At 57.3% G+C, this 11446-nt stretch carries 12 protein-coding genes and 1 tRNA gene; 12 read left to right on the top strand and 1 reads right to left on the bottom strand.

The annotated features are described in order from the left end of the window. Positions 1-76: 76 nt before the first annotated feature. A tRNA-Val gene (locus tag LBW87_RS00885) sits at positions 77-153 on the top strand. Positions 154-429: 276 nt separating this feature from the next. Further along, positions 430-843 carry a response regulator gene (locus LBW87_RS00880; protein WP_225199550.1) on the top strand — a complete coding sequence of 138 codons (414 nt, stop codon included), beginning with the start codon at positions 430-432 and terminating at the stop codon, positions 841-843. Positions 844-933: 90 nt separating this feature from the next. Here the strand turns inward: LBW87_RS00880 and LBW87_RS00875 are convergent, their stop codons facing one another. Further along, positions 934-1125: a hypothetical protein gene (locus tag LBW87_RS00875; protein ID WP_225199549.1), complete on the bottom strand. Its 192-nt coding sequence runs from the start codon at positions 1123-1125 to the stop codon at positions 934-936. 392 nt (positions 1126-1517) lie between these two features. On the opposite strand from LBW87_RS00875, the gene thrS reads away from it, so the two are divergent. From thrS to LBW87_RS00825, 10 genes are all read left to right on the top strand, one after another. After that, a complete protein-coding gene (gene thrS / locus LBW87_RS00870; RefSeq protein WP_225199548.1) occupies positions 1518-3425 on the top strand; it encodes a threonine--tRNA ligase in 1908 nt (635 codons plus the stop codon). A gap of 71 nt (positions 3426-3496) precedes the next feature. After that, positions 3497-4018 carry a translation initiation factor IF-3 gene (gene infC, locus LBW87_RS00865; RefSeq protein WP_225200321.1) on the top strand — a complete coding sequence of 174 codons (522 nt, stop codon included), beginning with the start codon at positions 3497-3499 and terminating at the stop codon, positions 4016-4018. 249 nt (positions 4019-4267) lie between these two features. After that, entirely contained in the window at positions 4268-4465 is a 198-nt protein-coding gene (gene rpmI / locus LBW87_RS00860; RefSeq protein ID WP_008113577.1) for a 50S ribosomal protein L35, read from the top strand. 27 nt (positions 4466-4492) lie between these two features. Further along, positions 4493-4855, top strand: coding sequence for a 50S ribosomal protein L20 (gene rplT, locus LBW87_RS00855; protein ID WP_008113576.1), 363 nt, complete (start codon positions 4493-4495; stop codon positions 4853-4855). A 190-nt stretch (positions 4856-5045) separates the two neighbouring features. Next, a complete protein-coding gene (gene pheS / locus LBW87_RS00850) occupies positions 5046-6062 on the top strand; it encodes a phenylalanine--tRNA ligase subunit alpha (protein WP_225199547.1) in 1017 nt (338 codons plus the stop codon). Positions 6063-6127: 65 nt separating this feature from the next. Continuing rightward, on the top strand, positions 6128-8554 hold the full coding sequence (gene pheT / locus LBW87_RS00845) for a phenylalanine--tRNA ligase subunit beta (RefSeq protein WP_225199546.1): 2427 nt from the start codon (positions 6128-6130) through the stop codon (positions 8552-8554). Between the two features lie 53 nt (positions 8555-8607). Beyond that, positions 8608-9021 carry an integration host factor subunit alpha gene (locus LBW87_RS00840; RefSeq protein WP_081496423.1) on the top strand — a complete coding sequence of 138 codons (414 nt, stop codon included), beginning with the start codon at positions 8608-8610 and terminating at the stop codon, positions 9019-9021. Between the two features lie 3 nt (positions 9022-9024). Further along, positions 9025-9426: a MerR family transcriptional regulator gene (locus LBW87_RS00835; RefSeq protein ID WP_225199545.1), complete on the top strand. Its 402-nt coding sequence runs from the start codon at positions 9025-9027 to the stop codon at positions 9424-9426. Between the two features lie 102 nt (positions 9427-9528). After that, entirely contained in the window at positions 9529-10050 is a 522-nt protein-coding gene (locus tag LBW87_RS00830; protein WP_225199544.1) for a GNAT family N-acetyltransferase, read from the top strand. A 289-nt stretch (positions 10051-10339) separates the two neighbouring features. Continuing rightward, a complete protein-coding gene (locus LBW87_RS00825; RefSeq protein WP_225199543.1) occupies positions 10340-11398 on the top strand; it encodes a choice-of-anchor A family protein in 1059 nt (352 codons plus the stop codon). The last annotated feature ends 48 nt before the right edge of the window (positions 11399-11446 follow it).

The raw sequence follows: 11446 nt of genomic DNA, 5'->3' as shown, positions 1-11446 counted from the left end.
CTTAAAAAAGTTTTAGTTTTTTGTAATTTACCCCTTGGCAAAACTGAAAAGCTCTCCTATAATCTTGTTCTTCGTTAGGCGCGTAGCTCAGCTGGTTAGAGCACTACCTTGACATGGTAGGGGTCGTTGGTTCGAGTCCAATCGTGCCTACCAATTCTTCTGTTGATGCAGTGAATTGGATAACGAAGTCAAACTGAAATGGAAGCGCATTCGCGGCTTCCATTTTTGTTTTCTGCGGTGCATTTTCTTTTCTTCTCCCGCTGGCATCGGATTAACTCCGAGCGTAGATCAAACTTTGTATGATTTTTTTTGAGTTTGGCTTTGCTGTGCTGCGGAAACATTTCCAAATTGCTTTAAACTTGCGGTAGTTCGAATCATTTTCGATATTTGCACTCGAAGCACAATCTTCCTACGGATGTTGAATTAGCTATGGCAGTGGATGATCAGTATTTTCTCGTTGTCGACGATTTTTCGACCATGCGGCGCATCGTCAGTGGTCTTCTGAAAGAGTTGGAGTACACCCGGATCGTCGAGGCCGACGATGGCTCATCGGCGCTCAAGGTGCTGGAGGCGGGTGCCTTGGGCGTCACCTTCGTGCTCACTGACTGGAATATGCCGGTCATGGATGGCCTGACCTTGCTCAAGAAGATCCGCTCCACGCCGGCGCTGGCGCATCTGCCGGTGTTGATGATCACGGCCGAGGCCAAGAAGGAAAACATCGTCGAGGCTGCGCAATCGGGGGCTGATGGTTATATCGTCAAGCCGTTCAATGCGGCCACCTTGAAGGAAAAGATCGAGAAGATCCTGGCGCGACGCGCTCAGCTCGCCAAGGCGGCTACCTAAGCAATAAGTGGTTGTTGTAATGGCTTGGCGTGAAGCGAAAACGGCATCCCGAGGGGTGCCGTTTTGCATTGCCGGGAATTGCGGGTGGGCTTAGCTGCGACCTATGCCAAACAGCGGCAGTATCTCACCGTGCGTCCAGCCTTTGATTTCATGGCCGTCCAGTAGCACGCGGTACTCGCTGTGGCGCTGGCCGTCTTCGGTCTCGACGGTGCGGCTCTGCAGTGTGTACTCGACATTGTTGATGACAGTAAGGTGTTCTATGCAGTGTTGTTCGTCCGACATGATGCGCTTCTCCGAATATCTAAATCAATCGTATCACGGGGCGGTTTGCACTCTGTCTGAAAAAAGTGGCATACCGTCGTATTTGCATTTGTAAAAGGCGAAGTTGGCAGTCGGGACATCAACTGCATGATGTTTGTTATAATTACGTCCTTTGCGCTTGTCGGTGTTGTCCGGGCAGGTGGCGAAATCATTGAATTTACTTCTATATAAGAGCGAGAAAGGCGAATCGGTTATGACACCGCGAACTAGCACTGGAAATATCTTGCGACGCTAGTCGGGTTCTTTTTCGTCCTCTGGAAAAGCGCGGCTGGCCCGCGTTTTTTTTCGTCTTCATTTTTGTATTACCCACCCAATTCAGGCAAGGCAGCGACGCTGCCGACACGGAGCACATTATGGTTTCAGTTCGTCTTCCCGATGGTTCTCAACGTCAATTCGACGGTCCCGTGACCGTGGCCCAGGTTGCGGCCAATATCGGCACCGGCCTGGCCAAGGCAGCCCTGGCCGGTCGCGTCGATGGCAAGCTGGTCGATACCTCCTATCTGATCGAGCAGGATGCCGAGCTGGCCATCGTCACCGACAAGGATGCCGATGGCCTCGACGTGATCCGTCACTCGACTGCCCACTTGCTGGCCTATGCGGTAAAGGAGTTGTTTCCCGATGCCCAGGTGACCATCGGTCCGGTGATCGAAAACGGCTTCTATTACGACTTCTCGTACAAGCGCCCCTTTACGCCCGAGGATCTGGCTGCCATCGAGAAGAAAATGGCCGAGCTGGCCAAGAAGGATGAGCCGGTTACCCGCAAGGTCCTGCCGCGCGATGAAGCCGTCAGTTATTTCAAGTCGATCGGCGAAGCCTACAAGGCCGAGATCATTGCCTCGATTCCGCAAAACGAAGATGTGTCGCTGTACAGCGAGGGTAGCTTCACCGACTTGTGCCGTGGTCCGCACGTGCCGTCCACTGGCAAGTTGAAGGTGTTCAAGCTGATGAAGCTGGCCGGCGCCTACTGGCGTGGTGATTCCAAGAATGAAATGCTGCAGCGGGTGTACGGCACGGCTTGGGTCAAGAAGGAAGACCAGGAGGCCTACCTGCACATGCTGGAAGAGGCCGAGAAGCGCGACCACCGCAAGCTGGGCCGTGCACTGGACCTGTTCCACTTCCAGGAAGAGGCGCCAGGCCTGGTGTTCTGGCACCCCAAGGGTTGGTCGATCTGGCAACAGGTCGAGCAGTACATGCGTCGTGTCTACCAGGATAGTGGTTATCAGGAAGTCAAGGCGCCGCAGATCCTGGATCGTTCGCTGTGGGAAAAGACCGGCCACTGGGATAACTATCGCGACAACATGTTTACCACTGAGTCCGAGAGTCGTGCCTATGCGCTCAAGCCCATGAATTGCCCGGGTCATATCCAGATCTACAATTCCGGCCTGCACAGCTATCGCGACCTGCCGCTGCGCTTCGGCGAGTTCGGCCAGTGCCATCGCAACGAGCCATCCGGCGCGTTGCACGGGATGATGCGCGTGCGCGGCTTTACTCAGGATGATGGGCACATCTTCTGCACCGAAGACCAGATCCAGGAAGAGGTGGCAGCCTTCAACCGTGTGGTGCGTGAGGTATACGACTGCTTCGGCTTTACCGATGTTGCCGTGAAGCTGGCGTTGCGGCCTGAAAAGCGTATTGGCGCTGAAGAAGTCTGGGACAAGGCCGAGAACGCGCTGCGTGAAGCGATTCGCGCCTCCGGCACCGAGTGGGAAGAGTTGCCGGGCGAGGGCGCTTTCTATGGTCCGAAGATCGAATATCACCTGAAGGATTCGATCGGTCGCTCCTGGCAGTGCGGCACCATGCAGGTCGATTTCTCGATGCCGGCCCGCCTGGGCGCCGAATATGTGACCGAGGACAACGGTCGCAAGGTGCCGGTCATGCTGCACCGGGCGATTGTCGGCTCGCTTGAGCGTTTCATTGCCATCCTGATCGAAAACCATGCCGGCGCCATGCCGTTGTGGTTGGCGCCGGTGCAAGTTGTCATCTTGAATATTTCCGACGCGCAAGCCGATTATGTGAAGGACGTTGCACAAACGCTGAAAAAACAAGGGTTTAGGGTAGAGACCGATTTGCGCAACGAAAAGATTACCTATAAAATACGGCAGCATTCGATTCAGAAGCCGCCATATATCCTTGTGGTGGGCGACAAAGAACGGGATGCAAACACTGTGGCCGTGCGTGCGCGGGGCAATGTCGATCTGGGCGTAATGCCGATCGACGCCTTGGTGGAGCGCCTCAAGACTGAGGTCGACACCAAAGCCTGATAGACAGAGAGCCTGGCTCTCTGTGCGCAAGGAGCACCGCTTTATTCATTGGATGTCAAAAGGAAACTGCAATAGCTACTGACAAGTCGCATCGCCTAAATCGCGAAATCACTGCACCAGAGGTGCGTTTATCGGGTGTCGAAAACGAACCTTTGGGTATCGTCAGCCTGGCTGAAGCGTTACGTCTGTCTGAAGAGGCAGAAGTGGATCTCGTCGAGATCGCGCCGACTGCCGTGCCTCCGGTCTGCCGTTTAATGGATTACGGCAAGTTCAAGTACCAGGAGCAGAAAAAGGCGCACGAAGCCAAACTCAAGCAGAAGGTCATCCAGGTCAAGGAAATCAAATTCCGTCCTGGTACCGATGATGGCGATTACAACATCAAGGTCCGCAACATGACCAAGTTCCTGGAAGAGGGCGACAAGGTCAAGATCACGCTGCGTTTCCGTGGCCGTGAAATGGCCCACCAGGAAATCGGCATGCGCGTTCTGGAGCGCTTGAAGGTCGACCTCGAGCCGTATGCGCAGGTCGAGCAGTTTCCCAAGATGGAAGGCCGCCAGATGATCATGATCATGGCGGCGAAGAAAAAGAAATAACGCGTACGTCTTGCGTGCGCGGTTTGCCGTATGGGGCGATGTCGAAAGATGTCGCCCGTGTTGCGAAAGCGATCTACAGGTAGGCCGACAAAGGATTTGCCGGCTGCCGTCAGTCACATGACGGCGGTCGGCGAAAGCAGTGGGGTTACCCCGCTGTCAAATAAGTGAGAGCAGGCATCAAAGAGCAGCGATTGTTGCTGCCACCTGCAATCATCAAAAAATGGAGCTGTCCAAAAGGACAGATTTGCTATGCCTAAGATGAAGTCGAAGAGCAGCGCGAAGAAACGTTTTCGCGTGCGCCCGGGCGGTACTGTCAAGCGCGGTCAAGCCTTCAAGCGTCACATCCTGACCAAGAAGACCACCAAGAACAAGCGTCAATTGCGCGGTGCAGTGGAAGTTCATGACACAAACATGAATTCCGTGCGCGCAATGCTGCCGTTCGCTTAACCTCACACTCATACTAAAGGAGCTACTATGCCTAGAGTCAAACGTGGGGTAACAGCACGTGCCCGTCACAAAAAAGTCCTCGCCCTTGCCAAGGGTTACCGTGGTCGTCGCAAAAACGTATACCGCATTGCCAAGCAAGCGGTCATGCGTGCAGGTCAATACGCCTACCGCGATCGCCGTAACAAGAAGCGCGTTTTCCGTGCCCTGTGGATCGCTCGTATCAACGCCGCTGCTCGTCAGCATGGCGTGACCTACAGCGTGTTCATGAACGGCCTGAAGCGTGCTTCGATCGAGCTGGACCGCAAGGTTCTGGCCGACATGGCTGTCACCGACAAGGCTGCTTTCCTGGCCATCGTCAATCAGGTGAAGGCCAACATCGCTGCGGCCTGATCGCCAGCGTGTTGATGCGGCAGCCGGCCGCTGATGCATGACGCATGAAGTACAACAGCAGCCGGCGCTGCAAAATCCTGCGGGGCAGAGGTGAAATACCGATGCCCCGTATGTTTTTGATCCACGCATTCGTGGATTTTCTTCTTTTCGACTTCGTCGTCGGATTTTCGATTGGAGCGAGATTTACCGCATGAATCCCCTAGACCAACTCGTGGTGCAGGCGCAGAGCGACTTTGCCAGCGCCACTGATGCCGCCGCCCTGGAAAACGCCAAAGCCAGGTATCTGGGCAAGACCGGCCAGATTACCGAGCAGATGAAGGGCCTGGGCAAGCTGGCGCCGGAAGAGCGCAAGACGCAAGGGGCGATCATCAATGTCGCCAAAGAGAAAATCGAAACCGCGCTCACCGCGCGTCGCGACGAACTGGCCAATGCGCAGATGCAGTCGCGCCTGAATGCCGAAGCCATCGATGTCACCTTGCCGGGCCGCGGCCGTGGCGCCGGCGGCATCCATCCCGTGATGCGTTCCTGGCAGCGCGTCGAAGAGATCTTCCATTCGATCGGATTCGATGTGGCCGACGGCCCCGAGATCGAAACCGACTGGACCAATTTCACGGCGCTCAACAGCCCCGAAAACCATCCTGCACGTTCGATGCAGGATACCTTCTACATCGAAGGCAACGACAGCGCCGGCAAGCCGCTGCTGCTGCGTACCCACACCAGCCCGATGCAGGTGCGCTATGCGCGCATGAACAAGCCGCCGATCAAGGTCATCGCGCCGGGTCGCACCTATCGTGTCGACAGCGATGCCACCCATTCGCCGATGTTCCATCAGGTCGAAGGCCTGTGGATTGCCGAAGACATCAGCTTCGCCGACCTCAAGGGCGTCTACCTCAATTTCGTCAAGGCCTTCTTCGAGACCGACGATCTGCAGGTGCGTTTCCGTCCGTCGTATTTCCCGTTTACCGAACCCTCGGCCGAGATCGACATCGCCTTCGGCAGCGGTCCCCTGAAGGGCCGCTGGCTGGAAGTCTCCGGCGCCGGCCAGGTGCACCCGACGGTGGTGCGCAACATGGGTCTCGATCCCGAGCAGTACATCGGTTTTGCATTCGGCTCCGGCCTTGAGCGCCTGACCATGCTGCGCTATGGCATCAGCGACCTGCGCCTGTTCTACGAAGGCGACCTGCGCTTCCTCAAGCAATTCAATTAAACCGATAACGAGCGGCGCCGCGCATGATCGCGGCGCGTGTTGGTGCATAGCCGAAAGTCTGAATCATGCAATTCTCTGAAAACTGGTTGCGTACGATGGTCGATCCGAACATGACGTCGGATGAACTCTCGCATTTGCTGACGATGTCCGGCCTCGAAGTGGAAGAGGTCGAGCCGGTTGCACCGCCCTTCACCAATGTGGTGGTGGGCGAAGTGCTGGAAGTGAGCAAGCATCCTGATGCCGACCGTCTTAACGTTTGCCGTGTCAACGTGCACACCGGCACCATCCTCAATATCGTCTGCGGCGCGCCCAATGTGCGTGCCGGTCTCAAGGTGCCGTGCGCGATGGTGGGCGCGGTGCTGCCGCCGGGCGCCGATGGCAAGCCGTTCGAGATCAAGGTCGGCAAGCTGCGTGGCGTCGAATCGCAGGGCATGTTGTGCTCGGCGCGTGAGCTGAAACTGTCCGAAGAGCATGGCGGCCTGCTGGAGCTGCCCGATGATGCGCCGGTCGGTCAGAATTTCCGCGACTACCTGCAACTGAACGACCTCAAGTTCACCATCAAGCTGACCCCCAACAAGGCGGACTGCCTGTCGGTGCTGGGTGTGGCGCGCGAAGTGTCGGCGCTGACCGGCGCGCCGTTGAAGGCGCCCGTGTTCCAGCCGGTATCGGTGAGCCTCGACGAAAAACTGCCGGTGCGCATTTCGGCGCCGGACCTGTGCGGTCGCTTCGCCGGTCGTGTCATTCGTGGCCTCAACGCCCACGCTGCTACACCGCAATGGATGAAGCAACGCCTGGAGCGCAGCGGTCAGCGCCCGATCTCGGCCCTGGTCGACATCTCCAACTACGTCATGCTGGAGCTGGGGCGTCCATCGCATGTCTTCGACCTCGACAAGATCCATGGCAGCCTCGACGTACGCTGGGGCCGCAAGGGCGAGTCGATCAAGCTGCTCAATGGCAACACTGTCGAAGTCGACGAATGGGTCGGCGTGATCGCCGACGACAAGGAACTCGAATCGCTGGCCGGCATCATGGGCGGCGACGCCACTGCCGTCTCGCTCGACACCACCAACATCTACCTCGAAGCCGCGTTCTGGTTTCCGCAGGCGATCCAGGGCCGTGCGCGTCGCTATAACTTTTCGACCGATGCAGCGCATCGCTTCGAGCGTGGCGTCGACTTCGCCACCGTGGTCGATCATATCGAACGCATCACCGCCTTGCTGATCGAGATCTGCGGTACGGCCCAGACCCGGATCGGTCCGATCGATGACCAGGTGGTCAACCTGCCGCAACGTGCGCCCGTGACCTTGCGCACTGCACGCGCGGCCAAGGTGATCGGCGTGGCGATCAACGACGACATGGTCGCCGATATCTTCAAGCGCCTGGGTCTGCAGTTCAGCCAGGAACCTGGCCTGTTCTCGGTGACGCCACCTTCGTATCGCTTCGATATCGAAATCGAAGAAGACCTGATCGAAGAAGTCGCACGCGTCTATGGCTTCGAGAACATCCCCGCGTTGCCGCCGGTGGCCGCCAATGCGATGCGCATCGCGCCCGAGAACACGCGTTCGCTGTTTGCGATCCGTCGCCAGCTGGCCGACCTTGATTACCAGGAAGTGATCAACTTCAGCTTTGTCGATACTGCGTGGGAAGCCGATTTCGCCGGCAATACCGATCCCATCAAGTTGCTCAACCCGATTGCCAGCCAGATGAGCGTGATGCGCTCGTCGCTGTTTGCCGGTCTGGTGGCCAACGCCCGTTACAACATCAACCGCAAGGCCGGCCGCATTCGCGTGTTCGAAGCCGGCGGCGTGTTCGCCAAGAATCCTGCTGCAGTCGACGGCGAATTGTCGGTGGCCGGTTTCGACCAGCCCAAGCGCGTCGCTGCGCTGGCATACGGCCCGGTGCTGGAAGAGCAGTGGGGCCAGGCCAGCCGCAATGTCGACTTCTTCGACCTCAAGGCCGATCTGGAAGCCCTGTTCGCACCGCGCGCACTGCGCTTTGCCCGTATCGAGCACCCGGCGCTGCATCCTGGCCGCAGCGCACAGGTGTTGCTGGGTGAGCAGGCCATCGGCGTGATTGGTGAACTGCATCCGCGCTGGCAGCAAAAGTATGACCTGCCGCTGGCGCCGGTTCTGTTCGAAGTCGATGCCGATGCCTTGCAGCAGCGCGACCTGCCTTCGTATGCCGAAATTTCGAAATTCCCGGCGGTCAGCCGCGACCTGGCGCTGGTGGTCAAGCAGCCGGTCGCAGCCCAGCAATTGCTGGACGTATTTGCTGCTGAAAAGAATGACAACGCTGCTTGCAGTATCATCCAAGCCATTGTTTTATTTGATGAATATCAAGGCAAAGGGCTTGAGGGCGACGAAAAAAGTCTTGCGTTCAGGTTCACGTTGCAAGATACTCAAAACACCCTTCAGGATGACAAGGTCGACATTGCGATGAACGCACTGGTGACAGCCGCAAGCGCAAAGCTTGGCGCCAGATTGCGTGCCTGATGAACCCGCAAGACAATAACAACAGACTGGTCGCAGGCACCGTCACTTTCGCCATGAACAACGTGAATTCGAACGAGTTTCAATCTGTGCTGGACGCCGATCTGCAGCGCGCCGTGCTTGAATCACACGCGCGCTCGCAGGCCGAGAAGAACCTGCCCACGCTGACCAAGGCTGAACTGGCCGAACTTTTGTTCGAGCAGGTCGGTCTGAACAAGCGCGAAGCGAAGGATATGGTCGAAACATTCTTCGATGAAATTCGCAATGCCCTCGAGCGTGGTGAAGCCGTCAAGCTGTCCGGCTTCGGCAACTTCCAGTTGCGTGACAAGCCACAACGCCCGGGGCGCAATCCAAAGACCGGTGAAGAAATCCCCATCACCGCGCGGCGCGTGGTTACTTTCCACGCAAGTCAAAAGCTGAAGGAAATGGTCGAGGATTCGAGCGTCAAGCCGCTTGAGATGTCAGCCTAATCTATGAACGATCGCATTAACAAACCTGCACTGGTGGTGTTGCCGCCTATCCCTGCCAAACGCTATTTCACGATTGGTGAGGTCAGCGAGCTGTGTGGCGTCAAGCCGCATGTGCTGCGCTACTGGGAGCAGGAGTTCACCCAGCTCAAGCCCGTCAAGCGACGTGGCAATCGACGCTATTACCAGCACCACGAAGTGCTGTTGATCCGTCGCATCCGCGAACTGCTGTACGAACAAGGCTTTACCATCAGCGGCGCGCGCAACAAGCTCGATGGCAGCCAGGAACCGGAACAGCCAGAAATCCAGACGCCGCCGCCCATCAGTCTTGATGAAGAAGCAATCGAAGGCGTGCGCACCGAACTGCTGGCCGTATTGCAGTTGCTCAAGCCCGGCGTGTCAACCTGACGAGTCCGGTCCGGGACGCGCTAAAACGAAGCCGCGGCAATGCCGCGGTTTTTTTACGCCGGTGTAGTCCGGTCTCAATCAATTTCAGTAGGGAGCCAGGCAATGGCCTATTTCTGGCGAGAGATGACGGCGGCGGATCTGCCGCAAGTGATGGAGATCGCGGCTTGCGTGCATGTCGGCTATTTCGAATCCGAAGCGGTGTTCGCCGAGCGGCTCGCGCTGTTCGCACCGGGTTGCCTGGTCGCGGTGGAAGAGGGCGCCGAGTCGGCGTTGCTCGGCTACAGCATCATGCATCCCGCGTGTCGTGGCTTGCCGCCGCCACTCAATAGTCTTCTTCGGGCCATCGCACCGCATGCAGATAGTCTGCATCTGCACGATGTCGCAATGCTGCCGAAGGCGCGCGGTCTCGGACTGGGTCGCGCGTTGGTTGCGCGCATGCATTTTCTGATGCGCCATTACCGTCTGGCCTATGCCACGCTGGTTGCGGTGCATGGGTCCGTCCCGTATTGGCAGGCAAGTGGATTTGCCGTGGCCGACGAATCCGCGGAAGGACCATGGGCACGACTTGCCAGCTATGGCGACGAGGCGATCTACATGATCCTGCGTAGCGAGGTAAAGACCTGATTTGTTAGTGATTCCCGTATTGCGAGAATGAGCGGTGCCAGGGGGATGATTTGATTGTTGCAATATTGACCATAGGAATCTTGTATTCCGACAATGCCTAAAAATCTAAAAAATCCGCTCTGGTAGCGGGATTGCGCTTGATGAGTTGATGTTGGCTGGTTTACAATTAATGAAATATTTACAACGTTTGATCTAAATTGATTCGAACGTCCTGATTCTTGATTTGCAGCTTGTTTCGTTAAAGAACTTAGTTTCTAAAACAAAAAGCTTACTCGCCCAAGGGGGTTGCATGTTTGGTCGCCCAACGTCGCTGCTGGCACTGGTTGCCGCAGCTGCATCGATATCTTTCGCATTTTCGGGTTCGGCCCATGCCGCCACTGGCCTGACAGGCACCGAGATCCTGCAACAGTTCAACCTGGTCACACTGGGTAACGCCAACTCCAATTCCCACGTCGATGGCCGCGTCTTTGTGGGCGGCAGCCTGAACGGCGGCGACATGGTCCAGCATGCCAGCAGCACTGCGGCATCAAGCTATGCAGGCCTGACGGTGATGGGCAATGCGACCAACGTGAAGGTCAATGGTCTGGGCGCAGTGATCAACGGCACCCTTTCCAATTCGACCGTCAATACCGGCTCTTCCTATGTCGCCGGCAGCGTCAGCGGCAGCAACCTGAATGGCCCGGCATATGTCGGCGGTGCCAAGAGCGGCAGCAACTTCAATGGCGGACAGGCGAGTACGCCAACGGCATTGATGCAGACCAACCTGGCGGCGTCGACCTCGACCAATTTCGGCACGACCCTGCAAGCGGTCTCGGACAAGCTCAAGGCCGCAGGCGCCAACAGCACCATCTCGATCAGCGGCAACAAAGCCACCTTCAATGCGGTGGGCAACTCCGCAGGCGTGGCCGTGTTCAATCTCGACAACGCCGCCAGTGCAGCGCTGTTCGCGGCAGGCGAATTTACTTTTGCCGTCAGCCACGCCACCACCATCATCATCAATTCCAGCGTGACGTCGGCCACCATTGGCGCCAACTTCCTGGGCGGCCAGGCGCAATCGCTGGGCAGCGCCATTATCTGGAATTTCTATAACGCCACCAGCATCACCACCAACGCCCAGTTCGGTGGTTCGATCCTGGCCACCAAGGCGACGCTGACCAATAACCAGAACATCGAAGGCGGTGTCTACGTCAACAGCCTGCAGCAGAACGGTGAAATTCACCTCCAGGCTTTCAGCGGCAACATCTCGGCTGTGCCCGAGCCTCAGGCCTACGCCAGCATGCTGGGCGGGTTGGCGCTGCTGGGTTTCACCGCGATGCGTCGTCGCAAGAAAGGCGAAGATCGCAGCTGATGTTCGCCTGTCAGGATGGGTATCAAGGGCGCTCGATGTGAATCGGGC

It is taken from the genome of Herbaspirillum sp. alder98 (assembly GCF_020179755.1).
Taxonomy (GTDB): domain Bacteria; phylum Pseudomonadota; class Gammaproteobacteria; order Burkholderiales; family Burkholderiaceae_D; genus Herbaspirillum.
Note: the sequence above shows the minus strand (reverse complement) of the source record. Positions and strands in the feature narration are given on the sequence as shown.

Coding starts and splice junctions, on each gene's coding strand:
- pheT (WP_225199546.1), top strand. CDS start 6,128: ATGCAATTCTCTGAAAACTGGTTGCGTACGATGGTCGATCCGAACATG.
- rpmI (WP_008113577.1), top strand. CDS start 4,268: ATGCCTAAGATGAAGTCGAAGAGCAGCGCGAAGAAACGTTTTCGCGTG.
- LBW87_RS00830 (WP_225199544.1), top strand. CDS start 9,529: ATGGCCTATTTCTGGCGAGAGATGACGGCGGCGGATCTGCCGCAAGTG.
- LBW87_RS00880 (WP_225199550.1), top strand. CDS start 430: ATGGCAGTGGATGATCAGTATTTTCTCGTTGTCGACGATTTTTCGACC.
- LBW87_RS00840 (WP_081496423.1), top strand. CDS start 8,608: ATGAACAACGTGAATTCGAACGAGTTTCAATCTGTGCTGGACGCCGAT.
- thrS (WP_225199548.1), top strand. CDS start 1,518: ATGGTTTCAGTTCGTCTTCCCGATGGTTCTCAACGTCAATTCGACGGT.
- LBW87_RS00875 (WP_225199549.1), bottom strand. CDS start 1,125: ATGTCGGACGAACAACACTGCATAGAACACCTTACTGTCATCAACAAT.
- LBW87_RS00825 (WP_225199543.1), top strand. CDS start 10,340: ATGTTTGGTCGCCCAACGTCGCTGCTGGCACTGGTTGCCGCAGCTGCA.
- LBW87_RS00835 (WP_225199545.1), top strand. CDS start 9,025: ATGAACGATCGCATTAACAAACCTGCACTGGTGGTGTTGCCGCCTATC.
- pheS (WP_225199547.1), top strand. CDS start 5,046: ATGAATCCCCTAGACCAACTCGTGGTGCAGGCGCAGAGCGACTTTGCC.
- rplT (WP_008113576.1), top strand. CDS start 4,493: ATGCCTAGAGTCAAACGTGGGGTAACAGCACGTGCCCGTCACAAAAAA.